Annotated in this window: 22 protein-coding genes; all 22 read right to left on the bottom strand. The window is 41.8% G+C overall.

Translation table 11 applies throughout. The features are described from left to right. Positions 1-93 precede the first annotated feature (93 nt). The 22 genes from CTY48_RS00810 to CTY48_RS19940 all read right to left on the bottom strand — a co-directional run bounded on the left by CTY48_RS00810 (position 94) and on the right by CTY48_RS19940 (position 19,878). Positions 94-849 carry an amino acid ABC transporter ATP-binding protein gene (locus tag CTY48_RS00810; protein ID WP_099466618.1) on the bottom strand — a complete coding sequence of 252 codons (756 nt, stop codon included), beginning with the start codon at positions 847-849 and terminating at the stop codon, positions 94-96. Next, positions 842-1,552 (bottom strand): amino acid ABC transporter permease, encoded by a 711-nt coding sequence (locus CTY48_RS00805; RefSeq protein ID WP_099466617.1) that lies wholly within the window; start codon positions 1,550-1,552, stop codon positions 842-844. Before CTY48_RS00805 ends, CTY48_RS00810 begins: the two co-directional genes overlap by 8 nt. After that, entirely contained in the window at positions 1,542-2,252 is a 711-nt protein-coding gene (locus tag CTY48_RS00800) for an amino acid ABC transporter permease (RefSeq protein WP_099466616.1), read from the bottom strand. The genes CTY48_RS00805 and CTY48_RS00800 overlap by 11 nt, the downstream gene beginning before the upstream one ends. Before the next feature lie 5 nt (positions 2,253-2,257). Then, positions 2,258-3,082 carry a transporter substrate-binding domain-containing protein gene (locus CTY48_RS00795; protein ID WP_099466615.1) on the bottom strand — a complete coding sequence of 275 codons (825 nt, stop codon included), beginning with the start codon at positions 3,080-3,082 and terminating at the stop codon, positions 2,258-2,260. Positions 3,083-3,118: 36 nt separating this feature from the next. Beyond that, positions 3,119-3,871, bottom strand: coding sequence for an ABC transporter ATP-binding protein (locus CTY48_RS00790; RefSeq protein WP_099466614.1), 753 nt, complete (start codon positions 3,869-3,871; stop codon positions 3,119-3,121). A gap of 3 nt (positions 3,872-3,874) precedes the next feature. Then, positions 3,875-4,642 (bottom strand): ABC transporter permease subunit, encoded by a 768-nt coding sequence (locus CTY48_RS00785; protein WP_099466613.1) that lies wholly within the window; start codon positions 4,640-4,642, stop codon positions 3,875-3,877. A gap of 13 nt (positions 4,643-4,655) precedes the next feature. Next, positions 4,656-5,768, bottom strand: coding sequence for an ABC transporter substrate-binding protein (locus CTY48_RS00780; protein ID WP_099466612.1), 1,113 nt, complete (start codon positions 5,766-5,768; stop codon positions 4,656-4,658). A 21-nt stretch (positions 5,769-5,789) separates the two neighbouring features. Next, on the bottom strand, positions 5,790-6,887 hold the full coding sequence (gene hisC, locus CTY48_RS00775) for a histidinol-phosphate transaminase (RefSeq protein WP_099466611.1): 1,098 nt from the start codon (positions 6,885-6,887) through the stop codon (positions 5,790-5,792). Beyond that, positions 6,856-7,986: an iron-containing alcohol dehydrogenase family protein gene (locus CTY48_RS00770; protein ID WP_099466610.1), complete on the bottom strand. Its 1,131-nt coding sequence runs from the start codon at positions 7,984-7,986 to the stop codon at positions 6,856-6,858. The genes hisC and CTY48_RS00770 overlap by 32 nt, the downstream gene beginning before the upstream one ends. Positions 7,987-7,999: 13 nt before the next feature. Then, positions 8,000-8,431, bottom strand: coding sequence for a NifB/NifX family molybdenum-iron cluster-binding protein (locus CTY48_RS00765; RefSeq protein WP_099466609.1), 432 nt, complete (start codon positions 8,429-8,431; stop codon positions 8,000-8,002). A 41-nt stretch (positions 8,432-8,472) separates the two neighbouring features. Beyond that, positions 8,473-9,771, bottom strand: coding sequence for a nitrogenase component 1 (locus CTY48_RS00760; protein ID WP_099466608.1), 1,299 nt, complete (start codon positions 9,769-9,771; stop codon positions 8,473-8,475). Then, positions 9,771-11,234: a nitrogenase component 1 gene (locus CTY48_RS00755; protein WP_099466607.1), complete on the bottom strand. Its 1,464-nt coding sequence runs from the start codon at positions 11,232-11,234 to the stop codon at positions 9,771-9,773. The genes CTY48_RS00760 and CTY48_RS00755 overlap by 1 nt, the downstream gene beginning before the upstream one ends. A gap of 15 nt (positions 11,235-11,249) precedes the next feature. Then, positions 11,250-12,089: a nitrogenase iron protein gene (nifH, locus tag CTY48_RS00750; RefSeq protein WP_334293742.1), complete on the bottom strand. Its 840-nt coding sequence runs from the start codon at positions 12,087-12,089 to the stop codon at positions 11,250-11,252. An 88-nt stretch (positions 12,090-12,177) separates the two neighbouring features. After that, positions 12,178-12,531: a NifB/NifX family molybdenum-iron cluster-binding protein gene (locus CTY48_RS00745; RefSeq protein ID WP_099466605.1), complete on the bottom strand. Its 354-nt coding sequence runs from the start codon at positions 12,529-12,531 to the stop codon at positions 12,178-12,180. A gap of 20 nt (positions 12,532-12,551) precedes the next feature. Then, on the bottom strand, positions 12,552-13,424 hold the full coding sequence (locus CTY48_RS00740) for a radical SAM protein (protein ID WP_099466604.1): 873 nt from the start codon (positions 13,422-13,424) through the stop codon (positions 12,552-12,554). 84 nt (positions 13,425-13,508) lie between these two features. Beyond that, positions 13,509-13,673, bottom strand: a complete 165-nt coding sequence (locus CTY48_RS19790) for a YezD family protein (RefSeq protein WP_236354660.1) — start codon at positions 13,671-13,673, stop codon at positions 13,509-13,511. Positions 13,674-14,062: 389 nt separating this feature from the next. Then, positions 14,063-14,683, bottom strand: coding sequence for a nitroreductase family protein (locus CTY48_RS00730; protein WP_099466603.1), 621 nt, complete (start codon positions 14,681-14,683; stop codon positions 14,063-14,065). Positions 14,684-14,824: 141 nt separating this feature from the next. Then, positions 14,825-16,252: a 6-phospho-beta-glucosidase gene (locus tag CTY48_RS00725; RefSeq protein WP_408609830.1), complete on the bottom strand. Its 1,428-nt coding sequence runs from the start codon at positions 16,250-16,252 to the stop codon at positions 14,825-14,827. 27 nt (positions 16,253-16,279) lie between these two features. Beyond that, the gene (locus CTY48_RS00720) at positions 16,280-18,208 is read right to left on the bottom strand and encodes a beta-glucoside-specific PTS transporter subunit IIABC (protein WP_099466601.1); all 1,929 of its coding nucleotides are present in this window, start codon (positions 18,206-18,208) and stop codon (positions 16,280-16,282) included. A gap of 138 nt (positions 18,209-18,346) precedes the next feature. Beyond that, positions 18,347-19,198, bottom strand: coding sequence for a PRD domain-containing protein (locus tag CTY48_RS00715; RefSeq protein WP_099466600.1), 852 nt, complete (start codon positions 19,196-19,198; stop codon positions 18,347-18,349). 251 nt (positions 19,199-19,449) lie between these two features. Continuing rightward, on the bottom strand, positions 19,450-19,731 hold the full coding sequence (locus CTY48_RS00710) for a YciI family protein (protein WP_099466599.1): 282 nt from the start codon (positions 19,729-19,731) through the stop codon (positions 19,450-19,452). An 18-nt stretch (positions 19,732-19,749) separates the two neighbouring features. Beyond that, entirely contained in the window at positions 19,750-19,878 is a 129-nt protein-coding gene (locus CTY48_RS19940; RefSeq protein WP_268876701.1) for a hypothetical protein, read from the bottom strand. Between the last annotated feature and the right edge of the window lie 57 nt (positions 19,879-19,935).

The raw sequence follows: 19,935 nt of genomic DNA, 5'->3' as shown, positions 1-19,935 counted from the left end.
TCTGTTACTTTCCGAAAGGATTAACAACGGACTCCTCTTTCATGTTTGAAATCACTTTAAAGGAAACTGCACACAGCAGCTCCTAATACGTTTCTATATGACATAACTAGGCTCAATCGAGATAATTCTCGATAAAAATTGCTTCGTTCTCTCCTCCTTTGGTCTGGAAAAAATTTCTTCCGGTTTCCCCTCCTCTACGACATAGCCCTCATCCATAAAAATCACTTTGTCTGCCACGTCCTGTGCAAACGACATCTCATGTGTCACGACAATCATCGTGATGCCCTTTCCCGCCACTCTTTTGATAATATCAAGCGTCTCACCGACTAATTCCGGGTCAAGTGCAGATGTCGGCTCATCAAACAAAATCACCTCAGGATTCAGTACAAACGCTCTTGCAATGCCAACTCGCTGCTGCTGCCCACCTGAAAGCTGGCAAGGGTAATGGTCGTATTTATCAGACAGACCAACCCAGTCAAGTGCTTCTTTCGCCTTCTCTCTTGCGGTTTCCTTTGGAATCCTCCTTGCCGTTACAAGCCCTTCCATCACATTTTCAAGTGCCGTTTTATTGGCAAAGAGATTGTAATTTTGAAAAACAAATGCTGTTTTTCTCCTTATATCTAAAATCTGCTGCTTGGATGCCTTTTTAAAGTTTACCGAGGTATCTCCGATTGTGAGGCTGCCGCTATCCGCATTTTCAAGAAAGTTGATGCAGCGAAGAAGCGTTGTCTTTCCGGAGCCGCTCGGTCCGAGAATAACGACTACCTCACCGTCCTCCACCTTCACCGAGACATCCTTTAAGACCTGCAGCTTTCCAAACGCCTTTTTTACATTTTTCACCTCAATCATATGCATTCCCCCTAAATTTTCCTGTATGCTTTCTCAATATACCTGCCAGATTTTCAATTATAATCGTAAGTCCCCAATATAGGACTGCCGCTGCCACATAGCCTTCATAGAAGGAATAGGTTCTGGAACTTGGAATGGTCGCTCCGGCAACAAGCTCCGTAATTCCGATTGCCATTACGACCGAAGAAGCCTTTATCAAGCCAACCACATTGTTAATCAAAGTAGGAATCACAACAGGAATCATTTGCGGGATAATAATGCGCCGTATCGTTTGCACCTTGGTAAGTCCCACCGAATAGCCTGCCTCATTCTGCCCATGGTCGATTGATAAAAGAGCTCCTCTGATTGCCTCCGACATGGAACAGACTGCCATAAGCGTCAGTGCAAAAATGCCGACCCATATATTATCCACATCCGCAACACTTGACTGTATATGCAGCAGCTTTGCCAAATCATTGAATTTCAGCATAAAGAGCAGATTATATATCATAAGGGCTACTACAATGGGAACTCCTTGATAAATGGTCACCACCCCTGCTAAAAGCTTAGCAAAAACCGGCACCTTATAAGCTCTGACGAGCGCCACTGCAGTTCCCAAAATAAGCCCCATAACCAGCGGAATGAAAACCAGCTTCAAGGTATTTGGCAGATATTTTATTCCATAGATAAGGCTCTCATTGAAATGAGCGATATTAAAATTCACCCGCCACACCTCCTCTTCCATAGGAAAGCTTCTTATTCAGCCAGTAAAAGCTAAGTCTGATCAGCAGACTGATGCTGATATACACGATAACAACAAACACATAGGCTTCCAATACATGCTTTGTGGCACTCCCGATTGTCTTTGCCCTCCCCATAATATCTGTGACACCAACCAAAAATACAAGTGAGGAATTCTGAAACAGACCAACCAAATCTGAACCAAAAGGAGGCAGAGCTGTTCTTATCATCTGCGGCACAACTATCCGACGAAAAGTCTGAAATCCGGTAAGACCAACGCTTAATCCCGCTTCTGTCTGTCCATATGGAACTGCTGTAATCGCACCATAAAAAATAGCGGAGAGAAAGGCTCCCTGATTTAAAATAAATGTGATATAAGCAAATGTGACTGCACTCCACTCCCGGTTGATATTCGTCCCAAAAATCGGATCAATCCATGCCGGAATGCCATAATAAACAATCATAAGCTGTACCAGCATTGGTGTACCTCTCATAAAAGAGACGTACACCTTGGAAATCGGATACAGCACGGGAAGCTTTTTCATGTTGATTAGCACAATGCCAATTCCCAGAATAACTCCAAACAGCGTGCCAAATACTACAATGGACAGTGTTATGGATAAATACGGAGCGATTTTGGGGATGTTATCTAAAAATCTTCCCCAGTCAAACAGTCTATCCATACCGTCTACTCACTTTCCGTATAATCTCCGCCGATTACCTGTGTTGAAATTTCTGCAAGTCTGCCGTTTTCTCTAAGCTCCTTCACTGCACCGTCAACAGCTTCTTTCAGTGTCGTGTTTTCTTTGTCGAACAGAAAATAGGTAGAGGAGGACTGCACCGCCTCGCCGACTGTCTTTAAAACATCTGCTCCGTCCCCGTATCCTTTGTTTAACTTCTCTACATCTCGCTTTGTCGCGATGGTTGCGTCCCAGACACCGTTTAAAATTCCGGTTACCGTCTCCTCATCGGTCGAGTTATTTACATAGTCAATCTGAATCGGATTGTCGGCATGCTCCTGATTATAATTTTCAAGAATATAGCTTGCATTTGAGCCGGATGAGCTTTTTACCTTCAACCCTTGCAAATCATCAAGGGAGGTAATATCCGTCCTATCTCCCGCTACCACAAGATAGGTTACATAAGTAGTATATGCCTCTTCTCCAAACAGATATTTTTCATCGCGCTCCTCATTATATTCATATTGATGAGCCGCAATATCGATTTTTCCCGCATCTAACGAGATAAGTACATTGGCAAAATCGGAAGTTTGAAATTCAAACTCATACTGAGGAAGCAGTTCATCCACTACCTTTAGCACCTCATATTCATAGCCTGCCAAATTTCCGCTGTCATCCAAATAGCAGTAAGGCTCGTAGGCATTTCCGGTTCCTACAATTATCTTCTCCACATCCGCATTCGCAAGTGCCTCTTTTCTTCCACAACCTGTGAAAGTCGCCGCCAATGCTGTAATTAGTACTGCTGCTATAAGCTGTTTTCCTATTTTTTTCATAAAATTCCTTCTTTCTTATTTGTCTCCTATCACAGATTAGATTGTATAATCCTTTGCTGCCTCCTGCTGCTTCATAATATGTGATAAAATAATCTTTTCATAATAGCTGCTGTCATTTCCTGTTATTCTTGGTCTTGGAAGCTGGATTTTAATATCCAGTTTGACCTTGTTCTCCTCAATCACAATAACCCGGTCAGCCAACTTTACCGCCTCACTCACATCATGCGTGACAATAATAGCGGTAAATCCAAGCTCCTTCCAGAGATTTTCAATCAATTCCTGCATATCTAGCCTTGTGAGCGCATCCAGCGCCCCAAGAGGCTCATCGAGCAAAAGAACCTTCGGTCTGCCCGCCAATGCCCTTGCAAGAGAAACTCTCTGCCTCTGCCCTCCACTCAGCAGATGCGGATAAACATTCCTCTTTTCATATAGTCCCACACTTTCTAATGCCTGCAGCGCAATGCTCTCATCATGATTGATGGCACCAAGGCGCACATTTTGATATACCTTTTTCCATGGAAGAAGGCGCGGCTCCTGAAAAACAAAGCGGATATTGCTGTCTACCCCTGATTTTTTAACCCCATTTACACTTATCTGCCCCACAGTAGGTGTATCCAAGCCTTCAATCAACCGAAGCAGCGTGCTTTTTCCGCAGCCGCTCTTTCCTACGATTGCCACAAATTCGCCTGCCTGAATATTTAAATTCAGTTCCTCCAAAACATTTAGGCTGCCAAATTTTTTTTCAAGATTTTCTATTTGTATCTCATATCCATTCTGTTCATTTTCCATCTTTTATGCCTCCCTCCATCGGATTAATACCCGTTCCAAAAAGGTCGCAATCACATCTGAAAGCTTCCCCAATATAGCATACAAGAGGATTGCCAGAACAATTTTATCCATCTGTAGAAGCTCTCTGGCTGACATCGCCATATAGCCGATTCCTGCATCTGTCGCAATCTGCTCCGAGGCAATGAGTAAAAGCCACATCGTGCCAAGCGACAGCTTTACTCCAACTAGGATAGAGGGCAGAGCACCAGGCAAAATAATTTCCCAAAAGATTTTAAATCTGCTCAATCCGTATACTCTTCCCATCTCCAAAAGTCCCCTATCCACCGTTTTGATTCCATGATAAGTGTTGATGTAGATTGGAAAAAACACCCCAAAAGCAACGATATAAACCTTAACCTGTTCCCCGATTCCAAACCAGATAATCATAAGCGAGATTGCCGCAAGCACCGGTATTGTGCGAAGCATTTGTATTGTTGTGTTAAAGGTCAAATCAAGATTTTTATTCAAGCCAGTAAAAAAGGCGAGCACAAGACCTATGAAGCCGCCAAGCAGCAACCCTTTTCCGGCGCGAAGAGCACTGATTGAAATATATTGCCAGAGCTGCCCGCTCTTCGTCATTTCGATTGTCCTGCTGATAACCTTATCCGGTGACGGAAAGAGGGTATTGTTCTTTCCCGGAAGAGTCGTGTAATACCATACAAGCAGTATCAACATCGGCACCAGCCATGGAAGAAACCACTTCATTAATTTCTCAGTCTTTTTCCAAGCCATTTTTTCCTCCCTTCTAGTTCAGGTTTTCAAGTGCCTTTTGATATTTTTCATAGAAGGAAGTGTCATAGAAGGTAGAAACATCTGTCTTGTCATCTAATACCTTCAGCTCATAGAGCGCATCTGCAACACTTTGTTCGGAGGCAATTACATTGTCATCAATTCCGATCAGATTATAGTAGTATCCCCTGTCATTATAGGTTCTCTGTAACAAATCAAGCGACTCCTCCTCGGTATTACCGGTCGGTTCTGCCTGAATTTTTGCCCATTCCTCCAGATTATTTCCTGCCCATTCATATGCCTTTTGAACCCTTGCAAAATAATCAGCGATTGCCTCCGTTTTTGCCTCATCCTGCAATGCCGTTTCCGATATTTCAAGCGGGAAGTTTCCGGATAAAATGTTAACCGCTGTTTCAATCGTTATCGCTCCATTTGCTTTTGCCGCATTGATGGAATTGCCATAGCTTGCAAACGCAGCAATCTCTCCTCCGATTAATGCAGTCACACCGTCGGCGGTTGTAATTTCAACTGGTTCAATATCGTTCCATGAAAGCCCCTCTTTTTTAAGCATTTCATTTAAGAAATAATGAGCGGTTGTATTCTTGATATATCCAACCTTTTTTCCTTTTAAATCTGCAATCGTCTTAATACCTGAGGTCTCAAGCGCCACAACCTCCTGATTTTGCGGACTGCTGCTTCCGATTAAAACTATTTTAAAATTACCCCCTCCTGCTGACTTAGATGCCGCAATCGGAGGAATTTCACTCGTTGTTGTAAAATCAATCTGATCGGCTGCAAGTGCCTCCAGGCAAAGATTTCCTCCCTGAAATACAAAGTATTCCACCTCATATCCTTCAAAGTCATCAAGCCCTGCCGCCTGCAGCAGCGACTCATAGAGCTTCCAGCCCGTTGCCCCAAAGCGCAGATGAATTGTTTCATTTGCCTCTGTTGTAGCATCCGTGTTATTCTCTTCTTTTGTGCTGTCTACCTGCTCTGACAAAACATTATCTTCTGTCACAACCTCCGTACTTCCTGACGATGCGGTCTCTCCTTTTGCGCAGCCTGCGGCACCTACCGTAAGTACTCCTATTACCAAGCTCGCTACAACTTTTTTCCATAATTTTTTCATAATTTGATACAACTCCTCTTTTTATTTATTTTTGTTAACAATCTCCTTTAGCACCCTGATTACTCTTTTGTTTTCCTCAAATGTTCCGATGGATACTCTTATCCAGCCATCCAGGCCAAATTCTGCGGCATTACGAATCAGGATTTGGTTTTGCAGAAAAATATCTTCCACTACTTTTCCGTCTATCTTTGTCTCAATCAATATAAAGTTTCCATTTGACCTGACAAACTTTAGCTTCAAAGCATTCAGCTCCTTATAATACAGCTCCAGACTCTTTTTGTTATTGTTTAGCACAAGCTTTGCAAATGCTTCATCCTCCAAACTCGCTGCGGCTGCCTTTTGCGCCGTAAGGCTTACATTAATCGGACTTCTTATTTTGTTCAGATTTTCGATTATCGTCTCCTCTGCGATACCATAGCCAACCCGAAAGGAGGCAAGCCCATAAAGCTTTGAAAAGGTTCGAAGAAGAATTACATTTTTATGCTGTCGAATTAGAGATACGGTATCAAAATACTCCTCCTCAACAAAATCGATATAAGCCTCATCGACAGCTATCAGTATATGATCCGGAACCTGACGGATAAACGCTCTAAGCTCTTCTTCCTTCAATACCGTTCCGGTCGGATTATTCGGATTGCAAATCCAAATCAGTTTTGTCTTTGGTGTAATCGCCTTTAATACGGCATTTGTGTCAATGGCAAAGTCTTCTAGAGGAACTAAAACAGGCTTTGCATTCATCTGCAACGTCACATTTTTATACCAGCCAAAGGAAGGCTCGGGTATGATTGCCTCCTCGTCTTCTCCTAAATAAGCATGAGCCAAAAGAGCAATCAGTTCAAAAGAGCCGTTTCCAATTATCAGGTTAGATGGGTCTACCTTATGTAAGGAACCTAATTTTTCCTTCAAAAGCGTGCAATTGGTGTCCGGATAAAAGGAAAATTCCTTCTCCTCCGCTAAAATTGCGTCCAGCACCTTCACAGAGCAGCCTATCCGGTTTTCGTTTCCCGCCAATTTTATAATTTCTGTGAGGTTCAACTCTCGTTTTAATGCCTCCAAAGACTTGGCTGCCTGATACGGGGCGATTTCGTTAAGCCCTTCTCTTTCCTTCACTGTCGCCATAATTTTGCTCCCTTCGAAATCTTTTTACATACTCATCTGCCTTGTATGCCGCATTGATAATTGTCCCATCTCCCCTATTGTTCTCCAATAGGATAAGTCCCGGAAATGCATTATAAATCCGCTCTTCGATAGTTTGAAGCTTTTCCTCTGCCTTCTCTGCTATTCCGATTTCCTCCAAAGTAAATGCCACATCAAGCTCACTAAACTTCTCGATAATCGAGTAGAGCTCTTCCTCACTCTTTTTCTCCAGCACCGCCTGTACAAGCAAGCCAAAAGCAACAATTTCACCGTGCAGGGTATCTCTTGTCTCCGGTACAATGCGAGAGGAATGATAAAATGGATGTGCAAATCCTGAATATGCCTTTTCCCCCACATAGCTTCCTACATTCCCCGCCAGAAAGATAATGGTATCGATGGTTTTCACCGTATTATCATCGATGATATTTCTTCTTGCATTGTCAACGACAGCCGCTGCATGTTCTTCCAGAAAATCATATGCCAGAAGTGCTCCGTTTACAGAATTGATATAGGAAAAATCGCTTTTTAAAGCCTCGTAACCGACTGAGGTTTCATACCATTTGGCAAGTGTATCCACAATTCCCGCCTTTAAATATCTCTCCGGTGCTCCTGCAAGAATCACGGTATCGGCTACGACCACTTGCGGTGAATGCTCATTATGTCTGAAATGGTCAAAGTTTCCTTCCGCGGTATAGATGACCGAAAGAGCTGCCCATGCGGCACAGGTCGCGGCAATCGTTGGAACGGAAGCGACAGGTATCTTGGCGATATCCCCTGCTGCCTTTGAGGTGTCCAGCACTCTTCCTCCTCCGACTGCAATGATGATTTCTATTTCACTCTCTTTTGCTTCTCTCGCAATATCATAGGCGGTTTCAAGCGTCGGATAACCGCTAAACAGATACTCCTGATAAAAAATCTTCTGAATACCCAAGCTTTCTATAATTGCATCCTCAGTCACCTTCTTGGCTGTCGTGGACCAGACAATCAATGCTCTCTTTCCATATTTTTTAACAAATAAGCCAAGTGACTTGATTGCATTTGGTTCACTTACATATATTTCTGGTGTTTTTATTTGTATCATATCAAATCTCCTCTCAAACTTGGTTGGCAATTCCTCTCAGTGTCTGGTGACGGTCCACACGATTAAAATAAAAGGTAACTTTTTGCAATGCCTCCTCAATGCTTCCCTCCACATCAAAGGTTGTTATTGCTCGTTTTTCCAGTTGCTTTTGAATATGGAAGCCTACCTTTTTACAAATAACGCAGCGACAGTCTGCAATAAGAAGGACCTTCGGATTATCGGACTGTGAGCTCTTGCCGCAGCCACCCTTTTTCTCGCCACTCTCACAGCCGTTGTTACAGACTTCCTGACAGCTTTCCGCAGTGCCCTCTGCTTCTCCCCTAATTTCCAAAAGGCTATATGTTCCACTCTCCCCTACCTCATAAATCAAAAATTCCTGCGCACCTCCAAAATGCAAATTAATATTAATTTGGTCAGAGGAAGCTATTGCAATCTTATATGACATGGTTCACCTCCTTGCTTTGATATTTTCTCATTTAAACTTTCTTAGTTAAATCTCGTCCTTGCCACAGAATAGATATCCTCAATCAGCTTCAGCCCTCCGTCGTAGCCGACATAATAGCTGTTCATCACCAATCTTTCATTTACCGGCCAGGATACGTTGATAAAATGAGCGTCAGTTTCCTTTGCCACCTGCTTTTCCCAATGTCCTCCAAGGATAAGCGGATAGCCGTGATAATCGTGTTCCTTGATTTCACTGTGTATTTTGAATCCGTCTGTCTCAAAACTGATATCAGCCTCAATCCCGTAGTTTAACTCCTTGAAATATGTTTTGATGGAGTCACGAAATTCCTTTGGCGTATCATCGACAACGAACTGCTTTGCCGGATAAAGCCCTAAGTCATTTACCAGAAATTTCGTAATACCAAGCGCATATTGGGCATCGGACACCACCGTAAACTGCTTTGACATAACTCGTGTCTCCAAAAATAAATCTGCATATCGCTCAATGTAGTAATAGTAATATTCCTCTTTTTCGGATATGATTTTTTCCACCTTCTCCTTTGGCACTTTGGCATACTCCCCAACTGCTCTTAAAAATTTGCTCGTCTCAAAGGCACCGATTGGAAGCGTTGGATAATGAAGATACGGTATTCCTAATTTCTTCTCCATTTTCTTCATATTATGTAAACCTACCCATGGAGAAATCAAAAGATTAAAATCAGCCGTCGGTATTTTTTTAATGTTGTCAAGTCCTCTCTTGAAACCAAATATCGTATTCGGAGTCAAGCCAAGCTCCCTAACCAGCTTTTCAAGCTCTCTCAGATTGCCATGCCAAAATTCATCCTGATAAGGTACATCTGCCCATATATTTACGAGCCCCTTTACCCGTATATCTGATTTTTCCAGTAGATTGTCAACAATAGACTCCACCACCTGCTCATGTCCCTTGTAATTATTCCCTTTAAACCCGGCTGTGGAAGCATAGATAACCGGCTTTTTCGCATCCTTAAATCCTTCCACAACCTCCTCTGTATTATCTCCGACAATTTCCGGAATACAGCCCGTTAAAACCACATATAAATCTGCATCAATGACATTCAGCGAATGTTCAATTGTCGATTGCAGTTTCTGCACACCGCCGAACACAACGTCCTTCTCGTTGATGCTCGTACACGGATAGATATTCGGCGAAAAATATCCTGAGCTTCCCGATGAACTGGACAGCTTTTGTGCACAGCCCGGACCGGAGTGAAGAACCGGAATCGCCCTCTCAATCGCCTGAACAGTCTGCATGGCACTCATCGCACACTTATATCTTTGTTTATCTAATATTTTAGCCATTAACCAATTGCCTCCTCTAAGAAATTTCCAACCTCCTGCTTATACCACCAATCCGTATACGGGAGCTTCACACGCTTTGCCAGATTTTGCTCAAAGCTTCTGTTTCGTATCGTGTCAAGCACGGCGTGAGCAAATTCCAGTGTATGCTTATAGCCAAATATCATATATTCATCTGCCACATAAACTGCCGGTGTTCCCTGCTTAATTGCCCATACGGTGGAACCGGGATGTCTGGATAAATAAAGGTCAGGGCGATATTTATTTAAAATATTCATAACCTCATAGTTTTGCTGGTCTGCCACACTCGCCTCAAAATTAATGTCATTTTCCAAGAGATAGCTCATGGCAGGCGGTACCTCTCCATTTTCATACTTTTTGTCGTAGTGCCATGCAAGTGCCCATACCACCTCAATACCAAGCTCATTTAAAACTCTCGAAACCTCAAAGGTGTAGCCCGGTCCCATGCCCAGAACGGCTTTTAAACCTTTTAGCTCTTTTTTTACCTCTTCGATTTTTGGAATATATATTTTCCGCTGCTCTTCTATATAGTTTTCCACCTCTAACGTCTTATTTGCCACTTTTCCAATTTCTCGAAGCCACGCTTCAAATCCTGCAATTCCAAGCGGATTAATCGTTCTGATATAAGGCACATTGTACTTTTCCTCCAAACCGTTTCCAAGGTAATTTCCCAATGTTCCGCAGATACACGTCGTCGCAACGGATTCGGATAATCTCTCTAGCTCTTCAACTGTGGCATTCGCATATAGAAAAATTGGGTCAAGATCAAAGTTTTTAAAAATATCAATAATCTCTTCTCTGGCACTCTCAAAAAAGTTTTTAAAATTAATTGTATTTCGTTTCTGCTTTGGCGGTTTTACAATACCGCTTAACACTGCGTGATCGGAAATATCAAAGCCGGTCGCCCAAATACGGGATTTAAATCCCTCACAGTGCACTGCTATAACCGGTACTTCAATCTCATCCTTCACGTCATCAACCACACTGTCGATATCCTCCCCAATTATTCCCGATGCACAAGAGCTGCTCACAAATATAGCTTTTGGCTTATAACGTCTGTTTACCTCCAAAATAATATCTGCCAAGGCGTCCGCTGAGCCAAATATCGTATCATTCTCATTCATATCTGTTCCGATGTAAACGGAATTGTTGACAACGCCACGTTTTGCTGCAACCTGATTGGTTACAATATACTGGGAGCTTGCCGTCGCCGAACAGCCGGACGGTCCGTGATGAATTACAGCGATATCTCTGATGCCTCCAAGCTGCCCCAGTGCACAGCCGGATAGACAGGTGCTTGACTGTGAAAAACAGCGTCCGCAGCCCTTTAAGGTTCCGCACTTGCTCTGGCCTGCAAGGTCCTGTAAATCTCCAACATATCCGGTAATCGAACCGAGTCGGTTCTCTCTCGTTGCCAGATTAGAATTTGATAAATTAATTGCCATGTCTCTCCTCCATTTTTATATCTTATAATCGTCGCTAATATCCATCAGTCCGAATTCCATCAAGATTTCTTCCAGCCTCTCCTGCGTCATTGGCGTAGGAATTGAAAAATCGGTGTTATCAATAACTGCCTGTGCCAAACTTCGGTATTCATCTGCCTGATTGGAATCAGACTTATATTCAATTACCGTCTTACGATTAATCTCTGCATGCTGTACGATATTATCCCGCGGTACAAAGTAAAGAAGTTTGGTTCCCAGTTCCTTGGAAAATGCCCGAAGTAAATCCATCTCTCGGTCAACATTTCTACTGTTGCAGATAATACCTCCAAGTCTTACTCCACCTGACTTTGCATATCGCTTAACTCCCTTTGCTATGTTGTTTGCCGCATATAGCGCCATCATCTCGCCGCTTGCGACAATGTAAATTTCTTTTGCTTTTCCTTCTCGAATCGGCATTGCAAAGCCTCCGCAGACAACATCTCCAAGCACATCGTAGAACACATAATCCAAATCCTCTGTGTAAGCTCCAAGGTTCTCAAGCAAACCGATAGAAGTGATAATTCCTCTTCCTGCACAGCCAACTCCCGGCTCCGGGCCACCTGATTCCACGCATCTTGTTCCCTTGTACCCCTCCTTCATAATACGGTCAAGCTCAACGCCGTCACCTTCCTCACGAAGTGTATCCAAAACAGTTTTTTGTGCCAAGCCTCCAAGTAACAATCTAGTCGAATCTGCTTTGGGATCGCACCCCACAACCATAACCTTCTTGCCATGCTCTACAAGCCCTGCTGTCAAATTTTGTGTTGTTGTTGATTTTCCGATTCCTCCTTTTCCATAGATTGCTATCTGTCTAATTTCTGCCATTTTTTCATATCCTCTCTTTTTATAAATTGTCACATAAATCCTTTATTGGGATTCGGTCATCTTTTTCCTTTCGCTCCTTTTACTCCAACAGCTTGGAAACCTCTACATAGGAAAGCAGTTTTTTTATAGAATCCTCAATAAATCCCGGTATCTCGAACACTTTAATTTTTTCCTGCTCTAAGGCATATCTAGCCCCTTCCCCGATTTGACTCACCAGCACATAATTGCAATCTTTCAACAACCCTGCTGCCTCTCTTAGTTTTCCCTCGTCATGCTCCTTTCCCTGACATACCGGCGTCACCTGCCTACTTTCCAGATAGGTATATTTCCTGCCCTCGCTGTCGGCATTCACAATATAGAAAACACTTGCCCTTCCAAAGTGCTGGTTTACAACCTTTCCGTCCGTTGTAGCGATTGCTATTTTATAGCTCATGTCTGCTCCTCCTTCCTGTCTTAGCCGTGCGAAAAGGTATCAGCTTTGGCGATTCGTCTCTCGTATATCATGTCGCCGTAATCCTTTCCGCCAAGCATTCCCACCGCATCTGCCCGGCAATGCTGACAGTGACGAAAGACGTCAATGTGCTTTGATGCCTGCGTTCTTGCCGCATCAATTTCGTTACAGACAGGCGCTTTTTCCCCTGATAAATCGGACTGAGGGATTAGAGGTATCAGATTATAAATGCTTGCCCCCACCGCCTTCACAGTCCTTGCAATCTCTTCAATGTGATCGCCGTTGATATTTGGAACAAGCACGGTATTTACCTTGACTGTAATGCCGGTTTCTGCAATTTTTTGAATTCCCTTTAGCTGGTTTTCAATGAGGATTGCAGCCGCCTCCTCTCCTTTGTATGCCTTGCCGTGATATACAATTCCTCTGTTTAGCTTTGCCTCTATTTCAGGGTCGACCGCATTTACCGTGACAGTAACGGATTCTACTCCGATTTCAATAATTTCCTCGGCTCGCTCATCAAGAAGAAGACCGTTTGTGCTCATGCACTTGATGAGTTTTGGATAATGCTCCTTTACAAGGCGGAAGGTATCCAAGGCGTAATCAGTTGCCAGTGTATCACCTGGTCCTGCAATGCCTGCGACTGTAATCTCAGGACATAGGGCAAGAGCTTTGCCAAGTATCTCAATTGCTTCCGTTGGGGACAATACCTTGGAGGTTACCCCCGGTCTTTCTTCCGTGTCATTAATTTTTCTGTCGCAGAATTTACACGATATGTTACATCCCGGACTGACCGGAAGATGAATACGCCCGACATTATTTTTGTGTCCGCCAAAACATGGGTGCGATTGCTGCAAGTTTTGATATGTGTTCGGCATTTCTTTACCTTCTTTCCTAAAATACAAAAAGGACAACCAAAGTCTGATTCGCATTTCCTGCTATCAGAACCTCCAGTTGTCCAGTCAGTTCTTTAATCTTATTTTTTCAATTTTTTCAATCTGCACTATCTTTCCATCTTGGATTGCTATGGTTACAGAACCAAACTTCATATTCTTAACCATCTCATAAATTAACTTAACATACTCCTTATCTGCATCTGGAACATTTGAATTAGGTATTGGAATCACCCCTTCCTTTTCCGTTTACAAAAATTTCTTATGCTACAAAAATAGCAGGCACCGTATGGTACCTGCTATCCCACAGCACTCAGCTTTAGGCAGCGTAACACATACAAAAATAAACCGTATTTTTATCCTCGTATACAGTGTTACAGCAACAGCCTAACTTGTTTTCTGAATAACTATTCCTGTTTTTCATATGTATTACACCCCTTTCTGTTAATTCATATTATTCTAGTATGTTTTGTATGAAATGATTATAATCTCTATTTTTTTATCTGTCAATCTTTTTTTATAATTTTTTTAGTATTTTTATTCTCCTATCACTATGTACAACGCAAAAAACCTGCCCAATGGCAGGTCTTTCACACTTCACTATATGTTTAAAATTCTTAATCTTATTTGTATTTTACATACTCTTCCTGCGGCTTACGATACCCTCTTACTCTAAAGCTCATCGGGTCCATCTTGCCCATTGTAAGCATCAGAACCGGCACTTCATTTTCCGGTATTTCAAAAATTTCTTTTACCTTTTCACTGTCAAAGTAAATCATCGGGCAGGTATCCCAGCCTCGATTCTTTGCCAACAGCATAAAGAGCATTGCTGTAATGGACGCATTTCGGATTGCCTCATCATGCTGGAAAGCAGCTCCGCCGCCTTCATATAGCCCGTTAATTGCCTTGAGCATTGCCTCGTATTCCTCTTCATCAATGATTTTAAGGAACTTGGATGCCTCATAAATCTGCGCAGCATTCTTATATGCGTCTTTATCTCCTGTCACAATGATGGTTGCAGAGGAAGTCAATACTTTGTATTGGTTATAAGAAGCCTTGTAAAGCTCGTTTATTGTCTCTTCCGTCTCTCCGATATAGTAGTGAGCATGCTGAAGATTAAAGCAGGTCGGTGCCTGTGTTAAGTCCTCAAATATAGAATCAAAATCCTCTCTTGGTACTTTAATTCCTTTTAAAAATTTATTTGCTGAGCGTCTCTCTCGCACTATAGTTAAAAAATCTTCCATTCTCTTTTGTCTCCTTTCATTCGCGTCTTTTGTTTTGGTTCACGTAATCCCATTATACCATAAACATTACGCCAATAAAAGTCTCTCCAAACAGGAGCAAAGTTCTGCTTATTTTCTATATTACTTGTCTTTAGAAATTTGCTACAGTATCTCTCCATTGCTTTCGATTACTTTTTTATACCAGTAAAATGAAGCTTTTCTTATCCGTTTTAGCGATCCGTTCCCATCATTGTCCTTATCCACATAAATATATCCATACCGTTTCTTCATCTCGCCGCTGCTGGCACTGATTAAATCAATACATCCCCATGATGTATATCCAATCAGTTCCACTCCATCCTGCTCAATGGCATCTTTCATCGCTTTGATATGCTCTCTTAGATAACCAATCCGGTAATCATCATAAATCATTCCGTCTTCTTCCACCTGGTCCACCGCTCCCAGACCATTTTCCACAATAAACAATGGCTTTTGGTAACGGTCATATAAAGAATTCAAGGTTATTCGTAATCCCAGCGGATCAATCTGCCATCCCCAATCGCTGGTTTCCAAATATGGATTCTCAATGCTAGGGAACACATTTCCTACTGCCGTTGCCTGCATCTTGGGATCTCCGCTTGCCACACTGCTATTATAGTATGACAGAGAAATGAAGTCTGTGGTTCCATCCAGCAGAATCTGATCGTCTTCTGGCTCTTTCTGAAGCTGAATTCCCATTCTTTCAAACATTTTAAGTCCATAGGATGGATAGTATCCCTTAGACTGTACATCAATGAACAGATAATTTTCCCTGTCCTTTACAATGGACTCCCACACATCTGCCGGCTGACAGGAATATGGGTACATATTCCCAGCAGCAAGCATACATCCTACCTGGAATGAGGGATCTATCTCATGCGCCATCATCACTGCCTTTGCACTTGCAATCAGTTCATGATGCGCGGCCTGATACTTGGTTTGTATGATATTTTCTCCCGGCTCAAAATTCACTCCGGAAGATACATATGGCATATGGAGCACCATATTAATCTCGTTAAAAGTAATCCAATATTTGACCTTACCTTTAAAGCGTTGAAACAATACCTGGCACAGCTTCAAATAGCAGCCAATCATCTCTCTGCTCTTCCATGCACCGATAGTCTCAATCAGATGCACAGGCACATCAAAATGACAGATTGTTACCAGTGGCTCAATGCCATAACTTAGGCATTCATCAATTACATCCTCATAGAAACGAAGTCCTGCTTCATTCGGCTCTGCCTCGCTTCCACTTGGAAATATGCGGGTCCATGAGATAGAAAATCGGAATACTTTAAATCCCATCTCCGCAAATAATTTAATATCCTCTTTATAGCGATGATAGTAATCAATTGCAATTCTTGCCGGAAATACCGCATTTTCGTCTAATTTTTCCGGCTTCAGCTTACCAGAGCAAACATCGAAGCGACGCTCTCCATAAGGCACCATATCCAGATTAGATGGTCCTCTTCCATTCTCCTGCCAAGCTCCTTCACATTGATTAGCAGCAACCGCACCACCCCATAAAAAATTCTTTGGAAACATTTTTATCCTCCTCTATCCGCATCGATATTCCCACTATTTCACAACAGTAAGCAACTGCTTATCATCCTTCAGACCCGTTTCCAGAACATCCAGATAATCAGAACTATTTGTAACAATGACAGGGGTAATCAATGAATATCCTGCACCGCAAATACCATCCATATCAAATTCCAACAGCTTCTGTCCAACCGTCACCCTGTCACCTGTCTCAATAAACGGTTTGAAAAATTTACCTTCCAACTGTACGGTATCCATACCAACATGAATTAAAACCTCAACACCATCATCTGTCGTGATCCCAATTGCATGATAAGTTGGAAACAATGCAGAAATCACTCCATTGACCGGCGACACCACCTCTCCTTTGTCCGGCAAAATAGCAAGTCCTTGTCCCATGGTTCCCCGAGAGAAAGCTTCATCCTCTACTTCAGACAGCGGATACACTTTTCCTTCTAATGGCTTATAAATAATTGCCTTATTATCATTTTCCTTTGGCAAAGCAGCATTACTACTTGCTTCAACAGTTCCTTCTTCTGTCGCAGTAACAGTCTTTTCATCTTTGAAAAACATCATGGTCAAAGCAAATCCGACTACTATTGCGATAACTGCACCGACAGCACCTACAACTACACTTTCCATACTGTTATCGGCAGGGTTAATCATCGCCGGAAATTCAAAGATTCCTAATCCGCCCATCACATATTCTCTCAGGTTAAAGGCACCTAGATATCCACCCGCGATAGCACCTGCAATACAACTGATTACAAATGGTTTCTTTCTCGGTAAAGTAATACCGTAAATCGCAGGTTCTGTAATACCAAAAATACCGGAAACAACCGCCGGAGCGCACAAACTCTTAAGATTCTTGTCTCTTGTCTTAACAAACATAGCCGCTACAACTGCTGTCTGTGCAAAAGTTGCACCAAAGAATGGCATCATAACATTATCAAATCCTAAAGTTGCAATATTGTTGATATAAATCGGAATAAATCCCCAATGCAAACCGAAAATCACAAGTATCTGCCATGAACCGCCAACTAATGCACCGGCAATTAGCGGTGAAAAATTACGCACTTCCATAATTCCCTGTGCAATTGCAGTAGCTCCAAATGTTGCAACTGGACCAATCACCATGAATCCCATAATTAAAGACACTACCAATGTCATCATAGGGGTTACGAAGAAACGAACCATCTCTGGAACAAACTTATTAAACAGCTTCTCACATTTTGACGCAAAATAACAAATCAAAATAACCGGTATAACCGTGGATGTATAATCTGTTGCCAGAATCGGAATTCCAAACATCGTCATATACACATCTGTTGCAAACATGGTTCCTTTAAACACCGTATACAGAGCAGTTCCGCTTGCAGACAATGTACTTAACTGAATCGTCGGATAGCAGAGTGCCATACCAATGACCAAACCAACAAACGGCTTCATGCCAAACTTCTTTGCGGAAGTATAACCAAGCATTACCGGAAGATACATAAACATTGCATCTCCGATTGTATTCATTATCAGCGCAATTCCGTCCGTACCCGTATACAAACCAAGTGCGATAAACAGTGCATGGAAACCTTTAATCATACCTGCGGCAGTCATAATACCAAGTATCGGCTGAAAAATACCTGAGATAGTGTCTACCAGCATATTCACCGGATTTCCATTTTTCTTCTCCTGCTGCGGTTCTTCTGCTGCAGTATCACTGATACCTGCCAATTTGCATACATCCGGATATACCTCAGCCACATGACTGCCAATAACCACCTGATACTGTCCTCCGGATTTCATAACCGTAACAACTCCATCCATCTGCTTTAGGATATCATCATTTGCTTTTGTTTCATCGCGTAACTGGAAGCGAAGCCTAGTATAGCAGTGCTTCACTGAAATAATATTGTCTTTTCCTCCTAAATTCTTGACAACATCTTTTGCCAATTGTTCATATTTACCCATTATGAGTACCTCCATTTTTTCTTATTTGTAGAACAAATCTGCTGTTAACAGTTGTAATTCTATAAATAAAAAGGAGTATTGCCCAGTCATCGCGCACCTGACCAGTTACAAGCTGCCATTTTTATTCCCTTAGTTTTATTAAGACTGTCTGCTGCAGTCTCTCAGTAATTTCTCTACATAGATGGCAAGATACGCCTTCTCTTCTGTAGAAACATCTTTCTTATATTTCAACTGAATAAAGTGTACAATCTTTTCCACACAAGCCGTAGCTTTCGGATATGCCTTAGACACCGACTCAAACAGCTCCGGATCATCATGGTATACATCCCCGGAATAGATGCGTTTACACAAGAATTTTAAATGTGTTACAAATCGATAGTAGGAAAAGGAATTTTCCTGTATCTCAATTTTAAAATACTGCTCTACCAGTTGAATCACGTCTGACACAAATCGTAACGTTGTCTTCACTTCCTGTCCATCCGCATGGGCATCCATCTGATTATTCACAAATTGAAGAGCAATAAATGCCGCCTCATCCCGTATCAATGATGTCCCAATCTTTTCCTGAATTACCTGGTTGGCAAATAGTCCGATATCAAATTCATTGGGATAAATTCTCCCAATCTCCATTGTCAGTTGATTGGTAAGATTAATCCCCTCTTTGAGTCTCTTAATCATGCCGTTCACATGATCTGCTAATGTAATATGGATAATGTCGTTCAACTTCATCTTATACTTGTCCATTGCATAAGAAATGATATTTTCGGCGATCTCAATACTGATTGGGTCTACATTCTCCAGCAGTTCATTATATTTCCCCTTAACTTCTTCGTCTTTAAGGACAAATATCTTCTGTGCCTCCTCCCTCGGGAAATCCTCACCTTTTTTCCGTTTAAAACCGATACCCAGACTCATGACCACCACTTCGTTCTTGCCGTCATCGTCCAATGCCAGAACCATATTGTTGTTTAAAATTTTGTTAATCTTCATCCGCTTCAGCCCTTTCCCATTACGAATTTAATAAATTTTAAAAACAAAAAAAGCAACATCAATAACTGTATTCACATATCATACAGATTATTAATCTTGCCCAATCATCAAAAATCAGTTACAAGTCAATTTTATTTATCTATTGCACATTATATAAAAATCACATAAGGAATACAATAGCCATTATGCACAATGTTTATTCTTGAAATTTGGTAGTATTTTTGAAACTGACACTAATGAAAACTCCTCTTTTATTCTTCCAATAAGTAATTGTTTTCTTCATTGGCAGGCTCCAGTGTTCTGATTTCAAAAGATTTATATCCTGAAGCAATGAAAGGATCTGACTTTGCAATATTCGTTGCTTCCTCCAAGCTTTCAGCCAAAAAGATGACCATTCCTCCGGGATAATCTGTAAAAGGTCCGCAAAATACAAGTTTCCCTTGTTTCTTTAATTCTTTTAAGTGGCCTACATGGCTCTTTATTAGTTCCTCATTTAATGGTTTTTCATTGTTCATCAAATATACATACGTCATTGTTTCTCCTCCTCTTATTTATTGTATGGCATAATACATCCAATCGTAGATTTCTTGCTTTTTTTGATGCTGAATAGGGGTAAATACAGCAACCGCAATAAATAATACTATAGCCATTTTCAGCATAATTCTTTTTGTTTTTTCCATACTATATCTTCAAAATTCTTATCTATTCTATTTGCGCCTTCTCAACCCCAATAATTG

Origin of the sequence: Konateibacter massiliensis (assembly GCF_900184995.1) — a bacterium.
GTDB classification, from domain to species: Bacteria; Bacillota; Clostridia; order Lachnospirales; family Lachnospiraceae; genus Lachnotalea; species Lachnotalea massiliensis.
The sequence above is the reverse complement of the archived record's forward strand: the minus strand, read 5'-3'. Positions and strand labels throughout refer to the sequence as shown.

What these genes read in the sequence shown, in the direction of transcription:
- CTY48_RS00810 (WP_099466618.1), bottom strand. Translation starts at nt 849, where the DNA reads ATGATTGAGGTGAAAAATGTAAAAAAGGCGTTTGGAAAGCTGCAGGTC.
- CTY48_RS00800 (WP_099466616.1), bottom strand. Translation starts at nt 2,252, where the DNA reads ATGGATAGACTGTTTGACTGGGGAAGATTTTTAGATAACATCCCCAAA.
- CTY48_RS00795 (WP_099466615.1), bottom strand. Translation starts at nt 3,082, where the DNA reads ATGAAAAAAATAGGAAAACAGCTTATAGCAGCAGTACTAATTACAGCA.
- CTY48_RS00790 (WP_099466614.1), bottom strand. Translation starts at nt 3,871, where the DNA reads ATGGAAAATGAACAGAATGGATATGAGATACAAATAGAAAATCTTGAA.
- CTY48_RS00785 (WP_099466613.1), bottom strand. Translation starts at nt 4,642, where the DNA reads ATGGCTTGGAAAAAGACTGAGAAATTAATGAAGTGGTTTCTTCCATGG.
- CTY48_RS00780 (WP_099466612.1), bottom strand. Translation starts at nt 5,768, where the DNA reads ATGAAAAAATTATGGAAAAAAGTTGTAGCGAGCTTGGTAATAGGAGTA.
- hisC (WP_099466611.1), bottom strand. Translation starts at nt 6,887, where the DNA reads ATGGCGACAGTGAAGGAAAGAGAAGGGCTTAACGAAATCGCCCCGTAT.
- CTY48_RS00770 (WP_099466610.1), bottom strand. Translation starts at nt 7,986, where the DNA reads ATGATACAAATAAAAACACCAGAAATATATGTAAGTGAACCAAATGCA.
- CTY48_RS00765 (WP_099466609.1), bottom strand. Translation starts at nt 8,431, where the DNA reads ATGTCATATAAGATTGCAATAGCTTCCTCTGACCAAATTAATATTAAT.
- CTY48_RS00760 (WP_099466608.1), bottom strand. Translation starts at nt 9,771, where the DNA reads ATGGCTAAAATATTAGATAAACAAAGATATAAGTGTGCGATGAGTGCC.
- CTY48_RS00755 (WP_099466607.1), bottom strand. Translation starts at nt 11,234, where the DNA reads ATGGCAATTAATTTATCAAATTCTAATCTGGCAACGAGAGAGAACCGA.
- CTY48_RS00745 (WP_099466605.1), bottom strand. Translation starts at nt 12,531, where the DNA reads ATGAGCTATAAAATAGCAATCGCTACAACGGACGGAAAGGTTGTAAAC.
- CTY48_RS00740 (WP_099466604.1), bottom strand. Translation starts at nt 13,424, where the DNA reads ATGCCGAACACATATCAAAACTTGCAGCAATCGCACCCATGTTTTGGC.
- CTY48_RS00730 (WP_099466603.1), bottom strand. Translation starts at nt 14,683, where the DNA reads ATGGAAGATTTTTTAACTATAGTGCGAGAGAGACGCTCAGCAAATAAA.
- CTY48_RS00720 (WP_099466601.1), bottom strand. Translation starts at nt 18,208, where the DNA reads ATGGGTAAATATGAACAATTGGCAAAAGATGTTGTCAAGAATTTAGGA.
- CTY48_RS00715 (WP_099466600.1), bottom strand. Translation starts at nt 19,198, where the DNA reads ATGAAGATTAACAAAATTTTAAACAACAATATGGTTCTGGCATTGGAC.
- CTY48_RS00710 (WP_099466599.1), bottom strand. Translation starts at nt 19,731, where the DNA reads ATGACGTATGTATATTTGATGAACAATGAAAAACCATTAAATGAGGAA.
- CTY48_RS19940 (WP_268876701.1), bottom strand. Translation starts at nt 19,878, where the DNA reads ATGGAAAAAACAAAAAGAATTATGCTGAAAATGGCTATAGTATTATTT.